Here is a 19,411-nt window from a genome sequence, read left to right as displayed (position 1 = left end):
GTGGCTGAGCTCGTCTTCTTCTCCGGGACCATGGACTGCGGCAAGTCGACCCTTGCCCTCCAGATGGACCACAACCACCAGGCCCGCGGCCGGTCCGGCCTGATCTACACGAAGATGGACCGCGCCGGGACCGACGTGCTCTCGTCGCGGCTCGGTCTCTCCACGGCGGCCCACGAGGTGGGCGACGACCTCGACTTCTGGGACGCGGTCGTCGAGCACGCCACGAACGGCGTGCGGGTGGACTACCTCATCTGCGACGAGGTGCAGTTCTACACACCGGTGCAGGTGGAGCAGCTCGCCCGCCTCGTCGACGAGATGGCGATCGACGTGTTCGCGTTCGGCATCACCGCCGACTTCCGCACCCAGCTGTTCCCGGGTTCGCGCCGCATGATCGAGCTCGCCGACAAGGTGCAGGTGCTCCAGGTCGAGGCGCTGTGCTGGTGCGGGAAGCGAGCCACGCACAACGCGCGCGTCGTGGACGGCGTCATGGTCGTCGAGGGCGAGCAGGTCGTGGTCGGTGACACCAAGCCCGGCAGCGAGACGCTCGTGGAGTACGAGGTGCTGTGCCGGCGCCACTTCATGCGGCGGATGAACTCCGCCGCGGCCCGGGCCGCAGCAGAGTCGCCCGACGTGCTGCCGTTCGACCTCGACCTGTGCCCGGTGCCGCAGCAGTAGTCCAGTCAGTCGCGGGTCCTGGCCCCGAACATGACGTCGTCCCAGCTCGGGACGCTGCGTCGGCCGGCCTTCTTCGCCGGGCGCGGCTTCGCCGCAGGCGCGTCGTCCTGGTCGGCCTTCTCCGCGGCAGGCCCGACGTCCTCGTGCCGGTCGTCGGCCCCGGCCTCGACGGCGCCCAGTCGGTCGACCTGCTGGGCCGGTTCGGGCTGGGCCGCGGGTTCGGGCGCAGGAGTGGGTTCCGGAGTCGGCTCGGGGGCGGCAGCGGTCTCGACAGCGGGGTCGGTGACCGTGGCGACGTCCTCGACCTCCACCTCGGCCTCGGCCTCGAGCGAGGGCTCGACCCCCGGGTCGGGGACGACCTCGTCGGGTGCCTCGAGGACCACTGCGTCGTCGCGTGACGCTGCGGACTCCTCGACGGGGTCGAGCGGGTGCGGGCCTCGCGCCGCGGGCGGCGGCGGCATCGTCTCGGGGTCGTAGGCGAGATCCTCCAGGGGGAGCGCGTCCTCACGAGGGGCGTCGTCGCCGGGGGTCTGCGTCGCCGACGCCTTGCGGCGGCGCGGGCGACCCCGGTGCGACGCGCGCTCGCGCATCGCGGTCATGAGGTCGAGGGGCTCCTCGGTGCGCTGGGGAGCAGCGCGGCGCGGGGTGGCCTGCACGCCGCCCTCGGCCTCCACGTCATACACGGTCGTGGCGCGGACGGGCGGGGTCGCGAGGTGCGGGGTCGGCAGGGGGGAGGCGCCGCTGCCGGTGTCCTCCTCGCTCAGCCAGCGCGCCTCGTCGTCGGCCGCGGTGACGGTGCGGGCCGGCACGTCGAAGTGCCAGCGCGCCTCGCGCTCGCGGCCGCCGGCCGGGAACGTGACGAGGACCGTCCACTCGCCGGCCTCGTTGCGGGCGGAGTCCCACAGCGCTGCCGCGGGGTCGACGCCACGGCCGGAGAGCCGGGCACTGACGCGCGCCGAGAGGGTGGGGGTGGTCGACCCCGCACCGGCGCGACCGCGGAGCCTGACGGCGCGGGCGAGGCCGGCGACGTACTCGCGCTCGGCGAGGATCGGGCCCTCGTAACGACGGACCTTCTCCACCGTCCACCCGGAGCGGTCGGCGACGTCGTCGGCACTCAGGCCGGCGCGGATCATCGCCTGGACCTCCCGAGGCCGCATGCCTCCGTCGATCTCGATCTGGAGCTGGCCGAGGCGCGGACGGTCGCGTCGGACCGCCGCTCGCAGGGGCTCGTCGAGGGGGACGCTGAACTGCTCGCCCCCGGAATCGGACAGCAGCAGCTGCTGACCGTCCTCATGGACACCGATCAGCCGCAGGTTGCGCATTGCCTTCTCCCGTATCGCCACATCGTGGTCGACTCTGCCACCACGGGCCTCGCCGAGGAAGCGACCACGCCGCGAGGGTAGTTTTGACCTCGCGATGCTCACCTTCGACCCCCATCTCCAACTGGCCCTCGACCTGGTCGGCGTCTTCGCCTTCGCGTTGTCCGGTGGACTCGTCGCGGTGAAGAAGCGCCTCGACCTGTTCGGGGTCCTCGTGCTGTCCGGTGCGGCCGCCCTCGGCGGTGGGGTGATGCGGGACGTCCTCATCGGTGCGCTGCCCCCGGTGGGCATCTCCGACTGGCGACTCCTCACCAGCGCCCTGGTCGCCGGGCTCGTGACGTTCGTCTACCACCCCGGGATCGAACGCATCTCGCGGTTCGTCCGGGTGCTCGACGCGGCCGGGCTGGCCGTGTTCGCGATCGGCGGGTCGCTCAAGGCCCTCGATGCGGGGATGGACCCCCTCACGGCCGTGATCGTCGGCGGCATCACCGCCGTCGGCGGCGGCATCGTCCGCGACGTCCTCGCCGGGCAGGTGCCCGAGGTGCTGCGCCGGGAGATGTATGCGCTGCCCGCCCTCCTGGGGTCCGCCCTGGTCGTCACCGCCCACCACTTCGACCGGGTCGGCCCGGTGGTGATCTGGGGCTGCGTCGCCCTGGTCTTCGCCGTGCGCATGATCGCCGTCGTCCTCGATGTGCACGCCCCCAAGCCCCTGCGAACCGGAGAACTCACGTGAGCACCCCCCACCCCGACCCCACTGCCGACAACAGCCCGGAGGCCTCGCCGCTGGAGCCCTACGACGGGATCCTGCTGCTGTCCTTCGGCGGGCCGGAGAAGCCGGAGGACGTCCTGCCGTTCCTGCGGACGGTCACCGCGGGCAAGAACATCCCCGACGAGCGGCTCGAGGAGGTCGGTGAGCACTACTACGGGTTCGGCGGCCGCAGCCCGATCAACGACCAGAACCGTGCCCTCATCGCGGCGCTGCGCGGCGAGCTCGACCGTCGGGGCATCACGACGCCGGTCATCTGGGGCAACCGCAACTTCACGCCGTTCGTCCCGGAGGCGCTGCGCGAGGCCCACGACCAGGGCCTGTCGCGGCTCGTCACGGTGATGACCAGCGCCTACTCCTGCTACTCCTCCTGCCGCCAGTACCGCGAGGACCTCGCCGGGGCGCAGGCGGAGGTCGCCGAGGCCGGTATCGACATCGCCATCGACAAGATCCGCACCTACGCCAACCACCCGGGGTTCTCGCGCACCAACAGCCGGCTCGTCACCGAGTCCGTGCGGGAGGTGCTGCGCGGCGGGACGGACGCCGGCGCCATACGGCTCCTGTTCGTCACCCACTCCATCCCCACCGCCATGGACGAGACGTCCGGCCCGGGTGACGAGGACGGCAGCGCCTACAGCCGCCAGCACATCGCCCTCGGTGCGGCGATCACCGACGAGGTCAACGCCACGCTCGACACGGACCTGTCCGGTGAGCTCGTGTTCTGCTCGCGGTCGGGTCCGCCGAGCCAGCCGTGGCTCGAGCCAGACGTCAACGACCGGCTCGAGGAGCTGGCGGCCGAGGGCGCGCAGGTCGTTGTCGTGTCGCCGATCGGGTTCGTCTCCGACCACATGGAGGTGGTCTACGACCTCGACACCGAGGCGGCTGCCACGGCGGAGAAGCTGGGCATCCAGCTGGTGCGCGTCCCCACGGTCGGCATCGACCCGGAGTTCGTCTCCGGCCTGGTCGACCTCGTCGAGGAGCGCGCCGCCGTGGCCCGGGGGGAGCAGCCGGTCCAGCCGTCCTGGCCGGGTCGCGACCCGTTGCGGTCGACGTGCGCGCCGGGGTGCTGCCCGAACCTCCGGGTCGCCAAGCCGGCGTTGTGCGGGCAGGACTGACCGTGTCCGCGCTGACCGTCCCGGACGCCGTGGTCCTCGTCGAGCTCGAACGCCTCGCCGTCGAGGTCGCCCTCGAGGCCGGTCGCCTCATCGTCGACGACCGGCCCGCCGACCTCGGGGTCTCCAAGACCAAGAGCACGGCCACCGACGTCGTGACCGTGATGGACCAGCGCTCCCAGGACCTCCTGCGCACGCGGCTGCAGGCCGCCCGCCCGGGCGACGGCTTCCTCGGCGAGGAGGAGGGCGGCACCGACCGCGAGTCCGAGATCACGTGGGTCGTCGACCCCATCGACGGGACGGTCAACTACCTCTACGGCATCCCCTCGTATGCCGTGTCCGTCGCCGCCGTCGTCGGCGACCCCACGACCCCGGGGGCGTGGCGCCCGGTCGCGGGTGCCGTCGTGAACCCGGTCACGGGGGAGCTCTTCCACGCCCGCCTCGGTGGGGGCGCCCGGCTGCGACGAGGCGACGGCGACGCCCGCCGGCTCGTCATCGCCGACCCGCCCGGACTCGGCCACGCGCTCGCGGGCACGGGCTTCGGCTACGACACCCGTCGGCGGCTGTGGCAGGCCACCCTGCTCGTGCAGGTGCTGCCGCACCTGCGCGACATCCGCCGGATCGGCAGCGCGGCGCTGGACATCTGCGCCGTGGCCGCCGGCACCCTCGACTGCTACTTCGAGCGCGGCCTCAACCCGTGGGACATGGCGGCTGCGTGGCTGGTGCTCACCGAGTCCGGCGGGGTCTTCACCGGGCTGGGCGACCTGGCTCCCGACCAGGACATGGTCGTGGGGGCGGCGCCCGCGCTGCACGCCGAGCTCGAGCCGCTCGTCCGGCGGGCTGTGGAGTCGGTCGGCGGGGAGTAGGCCGGCGCCGAGTGGGCCGGCTCGGAGTGGGCCGGCTCGGAGTGGGCCGGCGCGCAGCAGATCGGCGCGGAGTCGGCCGGTCGCACGTCCCACCCAGCGCGAACGGCGCGACCGCGGTGGCGGTCGCGCCGTTCGCGGCGTCGGGCTGGGTCAGGCGGCGTCAGGCTGCGTGGTACCCCGCGAGGTCGGGGATGCGCAGGCCGTGCTCGTCGGCGAGGCGGGCCAGGTTCTCCAGCTCGGCCTCGCGGACAGAGGCCAGGTAGTCGTCGCCGGCCTCCTGCGCGGTCCGCAGGGACTGCACTGCGCGGCTGGCGCGGCGGGTGATCTCGGTGTGGAACTCGGTCATGCTGCACCCCTCTCTGAGTCGTGTCACGAGTCGGTTCGGGTGGATCCAGGTGAATCCAGGTGGATCCGGGTCGGGCCGGGGTCCTGTGTCTCAGGGGCTCCGAGGTGCTCGCGCACCCTCGGTCCCGGGTCGGGCGGAGACAGGACTCTACGGTGGCAGACGCCCCGGAGCCCACTCGGGGTTGCGTCCCTTGGGTGAACCTTGGATGAACCGAGACCGGTTCTTGGGCCGGCACGGCGCCGGTTTGGGCCGGTTGCCGACGGTCTGGGGAGGCGCTGCGGACGCTGTGGTGGACGCGATGGTGACGGCGCCAGCGAGATAGGGCACAATCCCCGCCGGCGGTGGGCACAAAACCACGACGATCAGCGTTAACACCGGCGACTTGCCTTCTCGATCATCGAGCGGGCACAGATGCGACTGAAGAGGGAGAGCGACAGCGACTATGGCGACTGACTACGACGCGCCGCGCAAGACCGATGACGAGCTGTCCGAGGACTCGATCGAGGAACTGAAGTCCCGCCGGGTCGACAAGAGCGCTTCGAGCGTCGACGTCGACGAGACGGAGCAGGCCGAGGGCTTCGAGCTCCCCGGCGCAGACCTGTCCGGCGAGGAGCTGTCGGTGCGGGTGATCCCGCGCCAGTACGACGAGTTCACCTGTTCGCGCTGCTTCCTCGTGCACCACCGCAGCCAGCTGGCCAAGGAGGTCAACGGGCAGATGGTGTGCCGGGAGTGCGCAGCCTGAGCACGCACCAACCACCGATAGGGTCAGTCCACGTGACTGGCCCTATCCGCGTCTCCGTACCCTTGCGCCGGCTCGACCCCGACCTGCCGGTCCCGTCCTACGCGCACCCCAGTGACGCCGGGGCCGACCTGCACGCCGCGACCGACGTGACCCTCGCACCGGGGGAGCGGGCCCTGGTCCCCACCGGCGTCGCCCTCGCCCTGCCCGACGGCTACGTCGGCCTGGTGCACCCGCGGTCCGGCCTCGCGGCCCGGCACGGCATCACCATCGTCAACGCCCCGGGCACGGTCGATGCGGGCTACCGCGGAGAGGTTCTCGTGAACCTCGTCAACCTCGACCCGCGCGAGGAGTTCACCGTCCACCGCGGCGACCGGATCGCCCAGCTCGTGGTGCAGCAGGTCGCCGTCGCCGACTTCCTCGAGGTGGATTCGCTCGAGGACACCTCCCGGGGGGACACTGGTCATGGTGCCAGTGGCGGCTTCGGCAACCACCCCCAGACAACGAAGGACTGAACACTCCAGTGGCCATCTTCCGACGAGGCAAGAAGTCCGAGCAGACCGACGAGGTCGACAAGACCCTCGACCCGGCGCTCGACGCGACCGAGCTCGACGAGCCGACCGATGCAGCGAACGCCGACGAGTCCGGCTCGACCGACGTCGCGGCTGACGACACCGCCGCGGCCCCGGCTGCCAAGGCGGCCCCGGTCGACCGTGAGGGCAACGGCCCGCACGACAGCTCCGAGGTCGACACCACCGACGACGGCAGGCTCGACCTCGGTGCGCTGCGCATCCGCGGCGTCGCCGGCATGGAGCTGCGGCTCGAGGTGGACGAGGCGGCTGACCAGGTCGTCGGTGCCACTGCCGTGATCGGCGACTCGGCCGTCCAGCTGCAGGCCTTCGCCGCACCGAAGACGATGGGCATCTGGGACGAGATCCGTTCGGAGATCGCCGAGTCCATCCTCACCCAGGGCGGCACCGCCGACGAGGTGCACGGCGCCCTCGGCACCGAGCTGCGCACCCGGATGCCGTCCGCCGGACCTGACGGCCGCACGGTCTTCGCCCCCGCCCGCTTCGCCGGCGTCGACGGACCGCGCTGGTTCTTGCGGGCCGTGTTCTCCGGTCGCGCCGCGATCGACGACGACGCGGCGGCCCCGCTGCTCGAGGTCGTCCGGAGCGTGGTCGTCGTCCGCGGTGACAACGCGATGGCACCACGGGAGATGCTCACGCTCACGCTGCCGGTCCAGCCCGACGCAGAGTCCGACGGCGACGTCGACCCCGAGGCGTCCGAGGACGCCGACACCACCGTCCACACCGACGACCTCAAGCCGTTCGAGCGTGGCCCCGAGATCACCGAGGTCCGGTAACCACCATGGCCCACGATGTGCAGACCACCCCGCCCCGCGGCACCAAGGGTCCTCAGGGACACCACAAGTCGGCGATCGCGCGGCTCGGTGAGCGCCTCACCAAGTCGGTCACCCAGATGGAGGCCGACGAGCTGCGCGAGGACGCGGCCCGCCTGGGCTGCACCCCGATGTGCGACCTGCTCGACCGTCAGCGGGCCACCGTGTCCGGCACCGTCCGCGCCGTGACGCTGCGCCCGCGCGTCAACGTGCCGGCCCTGGTCATCGACCTCTACGACGGCAGCCGCACCATCAACCTCGTCTGGCTGGGCCGACGGTCGATCGCCGGGATCGAGCCGGGCACCTACCTGCGGGCCCAGGGCCGGGTGACCTACTACCGGGGCATCCCCACGATCTTCAACCCGTCCTACGAGATCGTCCCGCTGCGTGCCCACTGACCGCGAGCTCGGAGCCCACGACGGTGTGACCGGGGTGGACGAACCCGCGCCGACCGGGGCGCCGGTTCCGCCCGCGACCGTCGAGGAGGTCATCCGCCAACGGCTCTCCAAGGCCCTCGGCGGGTGGCGCGGGTCGCTCGAGACGGCCCTGCCGACCGTCGCGTTCGTCGTGGTGTGGACCGCGACCAAGGACGTGCGGACGGCCGTCATCGCTGCCGCGGCCGTCATCGTCGTGCTCGCCGTGGTGCGGCTGGCCCAGCGCCAGAGCCTGCAGTTCGTCGGGTCGGCCGCCCTGGCCACGGCGATCGCCGCGTTCTTCGCGCTGCGCAGCGGCCGGGCCCAGGACGCGTTCCTGCCGGGCATCCTCACGAGCGCGGCATGGGGTGTCGCCGCCCTCGTCTCGGTCGTCAGCCGGTGGCCGCTGGTCGGGTTCATGGTCGGCGCCGGCGACCCCCGCGCTGCCGAGGACCCCTTCTCCTGGCACCGCGACCGGGGCCTGGTCCGCGTCTGCCAGCGCCTGACGATGGTGCTCGTCGTGATGTATGCCGTGCGCGTGGCCATCATGCTCCCGCTCTACTTCGCGGGTGAGGTGGCCTGGCTCGGTGTGGCCAAGGTGGCGCTGGGCTGGCCGTTGTGGCTCGCCGGGCTCGCCGTGATGGGGCTGATGCTCGTGCGCGGCCAGACGCCGCAGGACCTGGAGGGGTCCACCGCCGAGAGCGGCTGAGCTCAGGCCTCGCCGCGGGGGTTGCGGTCGCCGGGGCTGAGCATCGCCTCGAGCTCGTCCTCGAACTCCGGCGTCGAGATGAAGAGCAGCTCGTCGTGCGGCTCCAGCGAGTCGTCGCGGCTGGGGGCGATCGGGTGGTCCTCGCGGATGATGCCGACCAGGACGGTCTCGCCGGGGAAGTCGACGTCGCCGACCCGCTTGCCGGCGTAGGGGCTGTCCGGCGGCAGGGTCAGCTCGACCATCGTCGCCTTGCCCTGCTGGAACTGGAAGATGCGCACGAGGTCGCCGACGCTGACGGCCTCCTCCACGAGGGCGGTCATCAGGCGCGGGGTCGAGACGGCCACGTCGACACCCCAGGCCTCGTCGAACATCCACTCGTTCTTGGGGTTGTTGACGCGGGCCACCGTGCGGGGCACACCGAACTCGGTCTTGGCCAGCAGGGAGACGACGAGGTTGACCTTGTCGTCACCGGTCGCGGCGACGACGACGTCGCACTCGGCCAGGCCGGCCTCGTGCAGGGCCGTGATCTCGCACGCGTCCGCCAGCAGCCAGTTGGCCTCGGGGACGCGGCTGGACTGGATGTCCTTGCGGTCCTTGTCCATGAGGAGGACCTGGTGGCCGTTGTGCAGCAGCTCCCGGGCGATGGAGCGCCCGACGCTCCCGGCCCCGGCGATGACGACGCGCATGTGGTTCCTTCTGCTCAGTGCCCGGACGGGGCGGGCGGGGCGTCGAGGGTGCGCTCCGCGGCCGGGAGCTCGGACGCGAGGGCGGCGACGTGCAGCAGGTCGCCCTCCTGGAACACGGTCTCGGCGGTCGGCAGGATGCCGGAGCCGAGTCGCGTCAGGTAGGCGGTGCGCGTGCCGGTGACGCTCTCGAGCTCGCTGACGAGCCGTCCGACCCACCCGGGGTTCACGGTGACCTCGGCGATGACGACCTTGCCCGACGGGTCCACCAGCTCGGGCACGTGGCCCTGGGGGAGCAGGCGGCGCAGCATCTGGTCGGACGTCCACTTCACGGTGGCGACGGTGGGTATGCCGAGGCGCTGGTAGACCTCGGCGCGGCCGGGGTCGTAGATGCGCGCCACGACGTGCTCGACGCCGAAGGTCTCGCGGGCCACCCGGGCCGCGAGGATGTTGGAGTTGTCACCACTGGACACGGCGGCGAAGGCGTACGCGTCGGAGATGCCGGCCTCGGCCAGGGTGTCGCGGTCGAAACCGACACCGGTGACCCGGCGACCCTCGAACGCGGAGCCCAGGCGCCGGAACGCGGACTCCTCCTGGTCGATCACCGCGACGTCGTGGCCCTGGCTCTCGAGGCTCAGCGCGAGGGACGAGCCCACTCGGCCGCAGCCCATGATCACGAAGTGCACGACGGTGACGCTACACCGCGGCATACCCCCTCGTGCACGCTGCCGCGCGGGTCCGCGGCAGGGTCTCGCACAGCGACCCCGTGCGCCGCCTAGAGTGTTCGCCGTGGCAACTCCCGGACGCGTCCTCAAGCGTGTGCTTGTCGGTCGCGCGATGCGCAGCGACCGCCTCGGCGACACCCTGCTCCCCAAGAAGCTGGCGCTGCCCATCTTCGCCAGCGACGCGTTGTCGTCCGTGGCGTACGCGCCGGACGAGATCTTCCTGACCCTCGGCCTCGCCGGTGGTGCGCTCGCGCTGACGCACTCGTGGCAGATCGGGTTGTGCGTCGTCGCGGTCATGCTCGTCGTCGTCGCGTCCTACCGCCAGAACGTCCACGCCTACCCCTCGGGTGGTGGCGACTACGAGGTGGCCAACACCAACCTCGGTCCCAAGGCCGGCCTGACGGTGGCCTCGGCGCTGCTCGTCGACTACGTCCTCACGGTCGCGGTGTCGATCTCCTCCGGTGTCCAGAACGCCGCTGCTGCACTGCCGTTCATCCGAGGCCACGAGGTGATCGTCGCCGTCGGGCTCGTGGTCCTCCTCACGGCGATGAACCTCCGCGGGGTGCGCGAGTCGGGGCAGGCGTTCGCCGTCCCGGTCTACCTGTTCATGCTCAGCGTCATCGGCATGGGCATCGTCGGCGTCGTCCGCGAGGTCACCGGCAACCTGCCGCAGGCCGAGAGCGCGGGGCTGACCCTCGTGCCGGAGGACGGGTACGGGCAGCTCGGCAGCTTCGCGATGCTGTTCCTCCTGCTGCGCGCGTTCTCGTCCGGCTGTGCCGCCCTCACCGGGGTCGAGGCCATCTCCAACGGTGTGCCGGCGTTCAAGAAGCCCAAGAGCCGCAACGCCGCCAGCACGCTGCTGCTCATGGGCGTCATCGCCATCACCATGCTCATGTCGATGCTCACCCTCGCGAAGTGGACCGGCATCAAGTACGCCGAGGACCCGGCGACCCAGCTGCTCCGCGACGGCAAGCCGGTCGGTCCCGGGTACGTGCAGGACACGATCATGGGCCAGGTCGCCAAGGCGGTCTTCCAGGGCTTCCACCCCGGCGTGATCCTCGTGTCGATCGTCGCGGGCCTGATCCTCATCCTCGCCGCCAACACGGCCTTCAACGGCTTCCCGGTGCTCGGCTCGATCCTGGCCAAGGACGGCTACCTCCCGCGCCAGCTGCACACCCGTGGTGACCGGCTCGCCTTCTCCAACGGCATCCTCATCCTCGCCGGGGCGGCTGCCTTCCTCATCGTCCTGTACAACGCCGAGGTCACCAAGCTGATCCAGCTGTACATCGTCGGTGTCTTCGTGTCCTTCACGCTCAGCCAGACGGGGATGATCCGCCACTGGAACCGCCACCTGCGCCTCGAGCGCGACGCCTCCGAGCGGTCGCGGATGAAGCGCAGCCGCGTCATCAACGCGGTCGGCGCCACCATGTCCGGCATCGTCCTGGTCGTCGTGCTGCTGACGAAGTTCACCCACGGCGCCGGTTACGCCATCGCCGCGATGGTCGTCCTGTTCTTCCTCATGCTCGGCATCCACAAGCACTACGAGCGGGTCCGCGCCGAGCTGCGGGTCTCCGACGACGACGTCGACGCGCAGATGCTCCCCAGCCGGGTGCACGCGATCGTGCTGGTCTCCAAGATCCACAAGCCGACGCTGCGGGCCTTGGCCTACGCGCGGGCCACCCGTCCCTCCAAGCTCGAGGCCATCACCGTCAACGTCGAGCCCGACGAGACCAAGGCGCTGCAGGACGAGTGGGACCGCCGCGACATCCCGGTGCCGCTCAAGGCGCTCGACTCGCCCTACCGCGAGATCACCCGTCCCGTCGTCGACTACGTGAAGTCGCTGCGCTCCGGCCACCCCCGCGACGTCGTGGTCGTCTACATCCCCGAGTACGTCCTGGGCAAGTGGTACGAGCAGGTCCTGCACAACCAGAGTGCGTTGCGCCTCAAGGGCCGGCTGTTGTTCACCCCCGGGGTCATGGTCGCGAGCGTGCCGTGGCAGCTCGCGTCCTCCGAGGGCCAGGAGGAGCGGTTCGACGGGCCCACCGCCGGTTCGGTCCGGCTCGGCCAGTGACCGTCACCGAGCAGGCTTCAGGGCAGGCCGACCTGCGGGTCGGCGACGAGGTCGAGGTGGAGGTCGGCCCGATCGCCCACGGCGGCTTCTGCATCGCTCGCCACGAGGGACGCGTCGTCTTCGTCCGGCACGCGCTGCCCGGTGAGCGGGTCCGGGTGCGGGTCACCGAGGCGCGGGACGGCCAGCGGTTCGTCCGCGCCGACTGCGTCGAGGTCCTCGACGCCAGCGAGCACCGCGTCGCCGCCCCCTGCCCGTATGCCGCGCCCGGCCTGTGCGGCGGCTGCGACTTCCAGCACGTCCGGGTCGCGCACCAGCGCGACCTCAAGGCCACCGTGGTCCGCGAACAGTTCTCCCGCATCGCCAAGCTCGACGTCGAGGTCGTCGTCGAGCCGGTGCCCGGCGACCACGACGGGCTCGGGTGGCGCACCCGCGTCGAGTTCGCCGTCGACGAGGTGGGCCGGGCCGGCCTGCGCCAGCACCGGTCCCACGACGTCGTCCCGGTCGACACCTGCCTCATCGCCGACGAGCGCATCCTCGCGACCGAGGTGCTGCGTGGGCACTGGGACGGTGAGGACGCGGTCGACGTCGTCGCCCCCTCGCGAGGGGAGGCCGTCGTCGTCCGCGTGCCGTCCGGCGAGGCCGACGCCCCGACCGTCGTCGAGCACGTCGAGGCCGCGTCGTTCGTCGCCGACTTCGAGGTGTCGGCCCGGGGGTTCTGGCAGGTCCACCCCGGTGCCGCAGCGACCTTCGTCGAGACCGTGCTCGGCATGCTCGGCCCGCGCGAGGGCGAGATCGCCCTCGACCTCTACTCGGGGGTCGGCCTGTTCGCCGCCGCCCTCGGGCGGGCCGTCGGCCCGCAGGGCAAGGTCGTCGCGGTCGAGTCCGACGCGGGTGCCGTCGCCGCCGCGGCCGGCAACCTCGCGGCATACCCGTCGGTCCTGGCGGTGCGGGCGCGGGTCGACGACGCGTTCGGGGTGCCGCGAGCGACGAAGTCGGGTCCCGCCGGCCGTCGCGGCCAGCGGTCACGCAAGCTGCGTCGCCACCCGCTCCTGCCGCTCACCGCCGACCTCGTCGTCCTCGACCCGCCACGGACGGGTGCGGGCAAGGACGTCGTCGGCCAGGTGACCCGGTTGTCCCCGCGCGCCATCGCCTACGTCGCGTGCGACCCGGCGGCGCTGGCCCGTGACACGTCCTACCTGCGCGAGGCCGGCTACGAACTGAGGGAGCTGCGCGCCTTCGACGCGTTCCCGATGACGCACCACGTCGAGTGCGTCGCCCTGTTCGAACGGTGAGGGGGAGCGCACCTCACGCCACCACGGGGTCGGTGTGGCGGTTGCCGGGCATGCCGGCGCTCGGGATGCTGTCCGTCCTGGGCTTCAGCGGGTACGCCGCCCTGCTCTCCGTCGCCCCGCTGTGGGCCGTCCGCGGCGGCGCCGACGAGGCCGGATCGGGGCTGGTCAACGGTGTCCTGCTCGCAGCCACGGTCCTCACGCAGTTCGCCGTGCCCGCGTTGCTGCGCAGGTTCGGGCACGGCCCGGTCATCGCGGTCGGCGTGGTGCTCATGGGGGTGGCCTCGCCGCTCTACCTGCTGTCGGACGCCCTCTGGTCCGTCCTCGCCCTGTCCGCGGTCCGGGGTGCGGGGTTCGGCATCCTCACGGTCACCGGGTCGGCGGTCGCCGCCCACCTCGTGCCGGCCCACCGGCGGGGCGCGGCCATCGGCGCCTACGGCCTCGCCGTGGCCGTGCCGAACCTCGTGCTCCTGCCCGCCTCCGTCGCCGTCGCCGACCGGTGGGGCTTCGGATGGGTGTTCGCCCTCGGCGGCCTGCCCGTCCTGGCCGCGCCCTTCGCCTTCGCCGTGGCCCGGGCGCTGGGCCCGCTCGACCGGGTCACCGAGCAGGCGCCGCGGCTCGACCGCGCGGGTGTCGTCGCGGTCGCCCGCCCCACCGGCGTGCTGTTCGCCGTGACCATGGCCGGGGGAGGGTTGCTCACCTTCGTGCCCCAGATCGTCCGGTCGGGCACCGCCTCGGCTGCCGTCCTGCTCGTCCTCGGCGTGGGGACGGCCGCCTGCCGCTGGGGCGCCGGTCACCTCTCCGACCGGTATGGCGCCGAGCGCTTCCTCGCGCCGCTGCTCCTCACCGGGGCGGCTGGGCTTGCCGTCTGCGCCTGGGGGGCCGCCAGCGGGGGAGACCTGGCGCTCCTGCTCCCCGGTGCCGCACTGGTCGGCGTCGCCTACGGGGCCCTGCAGAACCTCACCCTCGTGGTCGCCTTCGCCCGGGTGGACCCGGCGCACATCCCGGTGGCCAGTGCCGGCTGGAACGTCGGGTTCGACGGTGGGACGGCCGTCGGTGCGGTCCTGGTGGGGGCGATCGCCACGGCGGCCGGGTTCCCGGCCGGGCTGCTGTTCCCCGCAGCCGTCTGTCTCGCCGCGCTCCTGCTCTGCGTGCCGTCCCGTCGGTGACGGTCGCAGGGACCAGGCCCGCCGCCACACCTGCCCCTGCGGTGCCGGGCCGTCGGTTCCGGTGACCTAGGCTCGCTCGTCGTGTCGATCCCGCCCGAGCCCCAGACCGAGTCCCAGCGTGAGTCCCAGATCCAACCCCTGAGCGAGCCTCAGGGCGAGCCCCCGACCCAACCTGCGAGTGGGTCCCGGGGCGAGCCCGCCGCCTTCACCCACCACGTGGAGGTGCACTTCTACGAGGTGGACCAGGTCGGGGTGGTGTTCAACGCGTGGTACCTCGCGTGGTGCGACGACGCGCGGCTGGCCTACCTCGCCTCCCGTGGGTACGGGTTGGAGCAGGCCCGTGCGGCCGACGCCCTGCCGCTCGTGCGGCACGCCGACATCGAGTGGCTGGCGAGCCTGTCGGCGGGGGACCGGGCGGACATCGTCGTGCGACCGGTGCGGGTGGGCACGACGAGCTTCACCCTGCGGCACGATATCCACCGTGCCTCCGACGGCATGCTCTGCGCCGTCCTGACGATCACGTACGTCGCGGCCGGTCTCGCCGAGCGGACCAAACGGGAGCTGCCACTTTCGCTGCGCAGCGCATTGGACGAGGATCGAGTCCCAGCCTGACCACGCGACCACGCACGGCCGACGTGATATCTTGACGTCAAGATAAATCGAGATCGACATCAGAGTGCAACGACGCACACAACTGAGCATCGAAGGAGCAGGCAGTGGCCAGCACGAACAGCTTCAACGCCCACGGTGAACTCACGGTCGGCGACCAGTCCTACGAGGTCTACCGACTGTCCACGGTCGAGGGCAGCGAGACCCTCCCGTACAGCCTGAAGGTGCTCCTGGAGAACCTCCTGCGCACCGAGGACGGCGCCAACATCACGGCCGACCACATCCGTGCCCTCGGTGGCTGGGACGCGAACGCCGAGCCCGACACCGAGATCCAGTTCACGCCGGCGCGCGTCCTCATGCAGGACTTCACCGGTGTCCCGTGCATCGTCGACCTCGCGACCATGCGCGAGGCGGTCAGCGACCTCGGTGGCGACCCGGCCAAGATCAACCCGCTCAGCCCCGCCGAGATGGTCATCGACCACTCCGTGATCATCGACGTGTTCGGGCGCAAGGACGCCTTCGAGCGCAACGTCGAGATCGAGTACCAGCGCAACGGCGAGCGCTACCAGTTCCTGCGCTGGGGCCAGACCGCGTTCGAGGACTTCAAGGTCGTGCCCCCGGGCACCGGCATCGTCCACCAGGTCAACATCGAGCACCTCGCCCGCACCGTCATGGTCCGCGACGGCGTGGCGTACCCCGACACCTGCGTCGGCACCGACTCGCACACGACGATGGTCAACGGCCTCGGCGTGCTCGGCTGGGGCGTCGGCGGCATCGAGGCCGAGGCGGCCATGCTCGGCCAGCCCGTGTCGATGCTCATCCCGCGCGTCGTCGGCTTCAAGCTGTCCGGCTCGATCCCGTCCGGTGCCACCGCGACCGACGTGGTCCTCACCATCACCGAGCAGCTGCGCAAGCACGGCGTGGTCGGCAAGTTCGTCGAGTTCTACGGCGAGGGCGTCGCCCAGGTGCCGCTGGCCAACCGCGCCACCATCGGCAACATGAGCCCGGAGTTCGGCTCCACCTGCGCGATCTTCCCGATCGACGACGTGACGCTGGAGTACCTGCGCCTCACCGGTCGCTCGGAGCAGTCGGTCGCGCTCGTCGAGGCCTACGCCAAGGAGCAGGGCATGTGGCTCAAGGCCGGCCCCGACCAGCCCGAGGCGCGCTACTCCGAGTACCTCGAGCTCGACCTGTCCACCGTCGTGCCGTCCATCGCCGGGCCGAAGCGCCCGCAGGACCGCATCGCGCTCACCGACGCCAAGACCTCGTTCCGCAAGGTCCTCCCCACCTACGTCTCCCACGACGAGGGCGACGCCGGTGTCGCCAGCAGCTTCCCCGCCAGCGACCCGTCGCCGCAGGGCGCGACCGACGGCACCAACGGTGGCGACAAGCCGGCCGACCAGGGTGACGGCGCCGGTCGCCCGTCCCGCAGGGTCTCGGTGACCTCGGCCGAGGGCACGACCTTCGAGATCGACCACGGCATCGTGTCCATCGCGTCGATCACCTCGTGCACCAACACCTCGAACCCGTCGGTGATGATGGCGGCGGCCATGCTGGCCAAGAACGCCGTCGACCGCGGCCTCGCCGTGGCGCCGTGGGTGAAGACCTCGATGGCTCCCGGCTCCAAGGTCGTCACCGACTACTACGAGAAGGCCGGCATGTGGCCCTACCTCGAGAAGCTGGGCTTCCACCTCGTGGGCTACGGCTGCACCACCTGCATCGGCAACTCCGGCCCGCTGAGCGACGAGATCTCCAAGGCCATCAACGACAACGACCTGGCGGTCGTGTCGGTGCTGTCGGGCAACCGCAACTTCGAGGGGCGCATCAACCCCGACGTGAAGATGAACTACCTGGCGTCGCCGCCCCTCGTCATCGCGTACGCGCTGGCCGGCACGATGGACTTCGACTTCGAGACCCAGGCCCTGGGCACCGACACGTCGGGCAACGAGGTCTTCCTCAAGGACATCTGGCCGACCCCGGACGACGTCGAGCGGACCATCGCCTCCTCGATCAACCAGGAGATGTTCACCTCCGACTACGCCGACGTCTTCGCCGGTGACGAGCGCTGGCAGTCGCTGCCGACGCCCGAGGGCAAGACCTTCGACTGGGACGCCGAGTCGACCTACGTCCGCAAGCCCCCGTACTTCGACGGCATGTCCATGGACACCACGCCCGTCGAGGACATCACGGGAGCGCGCGTCCTGGCCAAGCTGGGTGACTCGGTCACGACCGACCACATCAGCCCGGCGGGTTCGATCAAGGCAGACAGCCCCGCCGGCAAGTACCTCGCCGAGCACGGTGTCGAGCGCAAGGACTTCAACTCCTACGGTTCGCGGCGCGGCAACCACGAGGTCATGATCCGTGGCACCTTCGCCAACATCCGCCTGAAGAACCTGCTGCTCGACGGTGTCGAGGGCGGGTTCACCCGGAACTTCCTGTCCGGCGGCGAGCAGACGACGATCTTCGAGGCGTCGGCCGCCTACCAGGAGGCCGGTGTCCCGCTCGTCATCCTGTCGGGCAAGGAGTACGGCTCGGGCTCGTCGCGCGACTGGGCAGCCAAGGGCACGCGACTGCTGGGTGTGAAGGCCGTCATCGCCGAGTCGTATGAGCGCATCCACCGCTCGAACCTCATCGGCATGGGTGTCATCCCGCTGCAGTACCCGGCCGGGCAGAACGCCGACTCACTCGGCCTCGACGGCACCGAGACCTTCGCGGTCTCCGGCATCACCGCCCTCAACGAGGGCACGACGCCGAAGACGGTCAAGGTCACCGCCACCCGCGACGGTGCCGACCCGGTCGAGTTCGACGCGGTCGTCCGCATCGACACCCCCGGCGAGGCGGACTACTACCGCAACGGCGGCATCCTCCAGTACGTCCTGAGGTCGCTCGTCAACAGCTGAGTTCGGTTCTCCCGCAACACGACCGATGGGTATGCCGCGTGGTCACCACGCGGCATACCCCTCGCGTCCTGAAGCACTGGGGACACGCCTGTGGCCCCGCCGGGGGCGGGGTATGGGGCGGGATCAGGGTCGTTCGGGGTCCGGTGGGCCCTGCTGGGCGCGAGCGCCCGGGCTCGGGGTGCGCCGGGTGTCGTAGGAGCCGGGCGCCAGGTCCCAGACGACGGTCGGTCCGTGTCGGGTGTCGACCACGGCGCCACGCAGCCGTTCCCGGTGGACGACCGTGTGGTGCGCCCGGCAGAGCAGGGCTGCGTTGTCGATGTCGGTGCGTCCGCCGTCGGCCCAGTGCACGAGATGGTGCGCGTCGGTCCACCGGGCTGGCTTGCTGCACCCCGGGAAGGTGCAGTGCCGGTCGCGCACCCACAGGTGGCGGATCTGGGCGGTCGTGAACAGCCGCACGGCGGTGCCTTGGTCGAGGACCTCTCCGCGACTGCCGAGCACGACCGGGACGACCTCGGCGTCGCACGCCAGTCGCCGGACGGCGTCGGTGGTCAGGACATCGCCGGTGAGGGTGAGGCCGTCGCCCCGAGCCCGCCGCTGCAGCACCTCGAGCGGGACGGTGACGAGCATCGTCGTCCTGGCCTGGCGCGGCAGCCCGTCAGGGGCCGACACGGCGCGGGTCACCAGGTCGACCAGGGCATCGGCGCGTCGCGCGGCAGGAGTCCGGTGGTCGAGCTCGCCGGTGTCCTCGTCGCGGTGGGGCCGGGCAAGGGCCTCGACGGCCGCGTCGACGACAGCGGCGCCCTCGTCGTCGAGCAGCAGGGTGTAGCGGGACAGCCCGACGGGACCGCGGGCCTTGGTGAGGGAGCGATGCGCCCGGACCGTGTCGGCGTCGCGCTCGACGAGCCCATCAGGGCGCAGCAGGTCACCCGTGCGGCGCAGGCAGATGGCCAGGTCGCGCTCGCTCAGGCCACGAGGACCGGTGGCACCGTCCAGGAGCGTGCCGAGTGCCTCGTCGAGCTGGTCGGGATCTGCCAGCCCGGCGACGGACCGGTGGAAGCGGACGAGCTGGGCCGCCTTGCCGACCGGAAGCACCCCGGTCGCCGTGTCGGGGTCACCGATTTCCCTGGTCGCGGCTGTGGTCGCGGCCTCGACCACCGGGCCGAGCCGTGGGTCCCGAGCGGCTCGGGCCACGGTGTCGGCGTCGGTCAGCGTGCGCAGCGGCAGCAGCGGGGCCAGGGACCGGGCCCAGTCCACCGGCCCCCAGCCATCACCCGTGCCGAGGCCGCGGGCCTTGGCTTCGGCGAGCACGGCGACCAGGTGCGCGTCCACGGTGGCCGACAGCTCCCCGAGCGCCCGGACCGCCCCGACCACCTCACCCTCGGACAGCGCCCACAGCCGTTCCGGCTGGGAGTCCGTCAACGCGACGAGGGCTGAGGACAGGGCGCCGAGGACCGGCCGGGCGGGGTGGTCCCCGCCCTGCCCGGCATACTCCTGCGGTGCAACTGCCATGAACTCACTGTAGGTGCGACCACTGACAGTGCCTCAGTGCCAGATACGTCTGAAACCGTTGGTGCACAACAGCATTCGTGTGACGCGCGAGGTCTGTTCCCCGATGCGC

Annotated in this window: 19 protein-coding genes; 14 read left to right on the top strand and 5 right to left on the bottom strand. The window is 71.7% G+C overall.

Features of this window, described 5'->3' with window-relative positions:
- Nucleotides 1–675 (top strand): thymidine kinase, encoded by a 675-nt coding sequence (locus ASC58_RS00165; protein WP_056914839.1) that lies wholly within the window; start codon nt 1–3, stop codon nt 673–675.
- Between the two features lie 5 nt (nt 676–680).
- Here the strand turns inward: ASC58_RS00165 and sepH are convergent, their stop codons facing one another.
- Nucleotides 681–1,997: a septation protein SepH gene (gene sepH, locus ASC58_RS00160; RefSeq protein ID WP_056914838.1), complete on the bottom strand. Its 1,317-nt coding sequence runs from the start codon at nt 1,995–1,997 to the stop codon at nt 681–683.
- Between the two features lie 94 nt (nt 1,998–2,091).
- Here sepH and ASC58_RS00155 point away from each other — a divergent pair, with 94 nt between their 5' ends.
- Genes ASC58_RS00155 through ASC58_RS00145 form a run of 3 tightly spaced genes read left to right on the top strand, consistent with a single transcriptional unit; the run spans nt 2,092 to nt 4,738 of the window.
- Nucleotides 2,092–2,727 carry a trimeric intracellular cation channel family protein gene (locus ASC58_RS00155; protein ID WP_056918030.1) on the top strand — a complete coding sequence of 212 codons (636 nt, stop codon included), beginning with the start codon at nt 2,092–2,094 and terminating at the stop codon, nt 2,725–2,727.
- Complete coding sequence (locus tag ASC58_RS00150) at nt 2,724–3,875, top strand: ferrochelatase (protein ID WP_235529030.1); 1,152 nt, start codon at nt 2,724–2,726, stop codon at nt 3,873–3,875. Before ASC58_RS00155 ends, ASC58_RS00150 begins: the two co-directional genes overlap by 4 nt.
- Nucleotides 3,876–3,877: 2 nt before the next feature.
- Complete coding sequence (locus ASC58_RS00145) at nt 3,878–4,738, top strand: inositol monophosphatase family protein (RefSeq protein ID WP_056918029.1); 861 nt, start codon at nt 3,878–3,880, stop codon at nt 4,736–4,738.
- A gap of 160 nt (nt 4,739–4,898) precedes the next feature.
- Here the strand turns inward: ASC58_RS00145 and ASC58_RS00140 are convergent, their stop codons facing one another.
- Nucleotides 4,899–5,084 (bottom strand): hypothetical protein, encoded by a 186-nt coding sequence (locus ASC58_RS00140; protein ID WP_056914835.1) that lies wholly within the window; start codon nt 5,082–5,084, stop codon nt 4,899–4,901.
- Nucleotides 5,085–5,526: 442 nt separating this feature from the next.
- On the opposite strand from ASC58_RS00140, the gene ASC58_RS00135 reads away from it, so the two are divergent.
- From ASC58_RS00135 to ASC58_RS00115, 5 genes are all read left to right on the top strand, one after another.
- Entirely contained in the window at nt 5,527–5,826 is a 300-nt protein-coding gene (locus ASC58_RS00135) for a DUF4193 domain-containing protein (RefSeq protein ID WP_056883993.1), read from the top strand.
- Nucleotides 5,827–5,858: 32 nt separating this feature from the next.
- Nucleotides 5,859–6,338 carry a dUTP diphosphatase gene (gene dut / locus ASC58_RS00130; protein WP_056918028.1) on the top strand — a complete coding sequence of 160 codons (480 nt, stop codon included), beginning with the start codon at nt 5,859–5,861 and terminating at the stop codon, nt 6,336–6,338.
- A gap of 8 nt (nt 6,339–6,346) precedes the next feature.
- A complete protein-coding gene (locus tag ASC58_RS00125) occupies nt 6,347–7,189 on the top strand; it encodes a DUF3710 domain-containing protein (protein WP_056918027.1) in 843 nt (280 codons plus the stop codon).
- Between the two features lie 116 nt (nt 7,190–7,305).
- A complete protein-coding gene (locus ASC58_RS00120) occupies nt 7,306–7,623 on the top strand; it encodes an OB-fold nucleic acid binding domain-containing protein (protein WP_056917147.1) in 318 nt (105 codons plus the stop codon).
- Nucleotides 7,613–8,347, top strand: a complete 735-nt coding sequence (locus ASC58_RS00115) for a DUF3159 domain-containing protein (protein WP_235529029.1) — start codon at nt 7,613–7,615, stop codon at nt 8,345–8,347. Before ASC58_RS00120 ends, ASC58_RS00115 begins: the two co-directional genes overlap by 11 nt.
- Before the next feature lie 2 nt (nt 8,348–8,349).
- Here ASC58_RS00115 and ASC58_RS00110 read toward each other — a convergent pair whose 3' ends face one another.
- Nucleotides 8,350–9,033 carry a TrkA family potassium uptake protein gene (locus tag ASC58_RS00110; RefSeq protein WP_056914834.1) on the bottom strand — a complete coding sequence of 228 codons (684 nt, stop codon included), beginning with the start codon at nt 9,031–9,033 and terminating at the stop codon, nt 8,350–8,352.
- A 14-nt stretch (nt 9,034–9,047) separates the two neighbouring features.
- The gene (locus ASC58_RS00105) at nt 9,048–9,716 is read right to left on the bottom strand and encodes a TrkA family potassium uptake protein (protein ID WP_056917145.1); all 669 of its coding nucleotides are present in this window, start codon (nt 9,714–9,716) and stop codon (nt 9,048–9,050) included.
- Nucleotides 9,717–9,867: 151 nt separating this feature from the next.
- On the opposite strand from ASC58_RS00105, the gene ASC58_RS00100 reads away from it, so the two are divergent.
- From ASC58_RS00100 to acnA, 5 genes are all read left to right on the top strand, one after another.
- A complete protein-coding gene (locus ASC58_RS00100) occupies nt 9,868–11,826 on the top strand; it encodes an APC family permease (protein ID WP_157581555.1) in 1,959 nt (652 codons plus the stop codon).
- Entirely contained in the window at nt 11,823–13,118 is a 1,296-nt protein-coding gene (locus ASC58_RS00095) for a class I SAM-dependent RNA methyltransferase (RefSeq protein WP_056918026.1), read from the top strand. Before ASC58_RS00100 ends, ASC58_RS00095 begins: the two co-directional genes overlap by 4 nt.
- A gap of 50 nt (nt 13,119–13,168) precedes the next feature.
- Nucleotides 13,169–14,284 carry an MFS transporter gene (locus ASC58_RS00090; protein WP_056918025.1) on the top strand — a complete coding sequence of 372 codons (1,116 nt, stop codon included), beginning with the start codon at nt 13,169–13,171 and terminating at the stop codon, nt 14,282–14,284.
- Between the two features lie 81 nt (nt 14,285–14,365).
- Nucleotides 14,366–14,896 carry a thioesterase family protein gene (locus tag ASC58_RS00085; protein ID WP_056918024.1) on the top strand — a complete coding sequence of 177 codons (531 nt, stop codon included), beginning with the start codon at nt 14,366–14,368 and terminating at the stop codon, nt 14,894–14,896.
- Between the two features lie 104 nt (nt 14,897–15,000).
- Nucleotides 15,001–17,793 (top strand): aconitate hydratase AcnA, encoded by a 2,793-nt coding sequence (gene acnA / locus ASC58_RS00080; RefSeq protein WP_056918023.1) that lies wholly within the window; start codon nt 15,001–15,003, stop codon nt 17,791–17,793.
- A 123-nt stretch (nt 17,794–17,916) separates the two neighbouring features.
- On the opposite strand, the gene ASC58_RS00075 is transcribed toward acnA, so the two are convergent.
- Entirely contained in the window at nt 17,917–19,302 is a 1,386-nt protein-coding gene (locus ASC58_RS00075; RefSeq protein WP_056918022.1) for an HNH endonuclease signature motif containing protein, read from the bottom strand.
- Nucleotides 19,303–19,411 lie beyond the last annotated feature (109 nt).

Source organism: Phycicoccus sp. Root101 (assembly GCF_001426245.1).
Lineage (GTDB): Bacteria > Actinomycetota > Actinomycetes > Actinomycetales > Dermatophilaceae > Pedococcus.
This window is presented reverse-complemented; position numbering and strand designations above follow the sequence as displayed.